Raw genomic sequence first — 1,957 nt, 5'->3', positions numbered from 1 at the left:
GCGGCGGGGCAATCGGCGCGGGTTCCAGCATCGGCAGCGGTTTGGGGGTGAGACCGTCATGCACCCGCACCATCGTCTCACGCCAGATCTCGGCCGGCAGGCCGCCGCCGGTCACACCGGACAGCGGCGTGTTGTCGTCATAGCCCATCCAGACCCCCGCCACGTAATCCGCGGTAAACCCGATGAACCAGGCATCCTTGGCCGCAGACGTCGTCCCCGACTTGCCTGCCGCCTGCCAGCCCGGGATCTGCGCCCGCTTGCCGGTGCCGCCGGCAATCACCTTTTCCATCATCCAGACCAGCTGCTGCGCCGCCTCGGGGCGGATCACCCGCTCACCGATGCCGCCGCTGGCGCCCATCAGCGCGTCGCTGTCGTCCACCAGTTTCAGCTCGGTCACCCCATAAGGCGTCACGGAGGAGCCCCCATTGAGGATGCCGGCATAAGCCCCCGTCATCTCAAGCAGGGTGCTTTCCGATGCACCCAGCGCCAGTGCCGGCCCAGCGGCCAGATCGCTGTCGATGCCAAAATCCTTGGCAACGATGCTGACCTTGTCGCGGCCCACCGCTTCGGAGACTTTCACCGCTGGCACATTCAGGGAATCCCGCAACGCGCGCGCCAAGGTGACTTCGCCATAGTACTTCCGGGTGTAATTCTCGGGGCACCACTGGCCGGAGCCGGGAATGTTCATGCAGTATTTTGCGTCCAGCACCCGGTCGTATGGCGAGTAGCCCAATTCAAGTGCGGTGGCATAGACAAAGGGTTTAAAGGCCGATCCGGTCTGCCGTTTGGCCTGGGTCGCGCGGTTGAACACGCCGGAGACCCGCGTCTTGCGGCCGCCCACCATCGCGCGCACCGCGCCATCGGCGCTCATCACCACAATGGCCGCCTGCGCCTTGGAGCCGGGGCGGACTTTGTTTTCAAAGATATATTTCAGCGCCTCTTCCGCCGCTCCCTGCAAACGCTGGTCCAGGGTCGAACGGATCACCACATCCTCGGTAGTCTGATCGCCCAGGAAGTCCGGGATGGAATCCATCACCCAATCGGCAAAGTACCCCCCTGCCCGTGCCGCCGCGGCTTCGCTCAGCACTGCCGGGGCATTTCGGTTCTGCTGCATCTCGGCGGTGGTCAGATAGCCCTGCTCCTGCATCAGCCGGAGCACGGTGGCCGCCCGGTCCTGTGAACGTTGCAGGTTGTTGGTAGGCGCCAGTGTCGAGGGCGCAGTCAGCAACCCCGCCAGCATCGCGCCTTCAGCCGGGTTCAGCTGATTGGCGGATTTGCCGAAATAGCGTTGCGCCGCGGCCTCGGCACCGTATGCACCGCCGCCCATATAGGCGCGGTTCATATAGATAGAGAGGATCTCATCCTTGGTGTACTTGGCCTCCATCGCCAGGGCAAAGATCGCCTCCGTCCCCTTGCGCCACAGCGACCCTTTGCGGCAGTCGGCTTCATAAGCGCTTTCGCTTTTCCAGTCGTCCGGATCATAGACCCGGCCCAGGCACAGCAATTTGGCGGCTTGCTGGGTGATGGTGGAGCCGCCATGGCCTGACAGCGGCCCGCGGCCTTCACGCAGGTTGATGCGAATGGCGCTGGCAACGCCGCGAGGGGAGATGCCGAAATGCCGGTAGAACCGCCTATCCTCAGTCGCGACAACCGCGTTCTTCAGATGCCGCGAAACTGTATCGGCCCGGATGACCCCGCCAAACTGATCGCCGCGCCAAGCAAAGACGTCTCCCTTGCGGTCCAGCAGGGTGACCGACCCGCGCGCGCGCCCGTCCAGATAGGCCGAGACCTCGGGCAGCTTGGCATACTGCAACGCCACCGCCAGACCGACCAGCAGGCAGACCACCATGCCGACCCGCCAGCTGAACCCCCAAACCAGCCGGAACGCCCAGACAAAAGGCGCCAGCAAGAGACCGATGAAGCCGCGCTTCTTCGGGGCCGGCTTCGCCCGTGTCTT

General features: G+C 64.6%; 1 protein-coding gene. It reads right to left on the bottom strand.

Annotation, left to right across the window (positions count from 1 at the left end; genetic code table 11):
• On the bottom strand, positions 1 to 1,957 hold a 1,957-nt coding region (locus A2I95_RS34165; RefSeq protein WP_291736959.1), incomplete at both ends, for a transglycosylase domain-containing protein.

This window comes from Leisingera sp. F5 (assembly GCF_001593695.1).
Note: the sequence above shows the minus strand (reverse complement) of the source record. Positions and strands in the feature narration are given on the sequence as shown.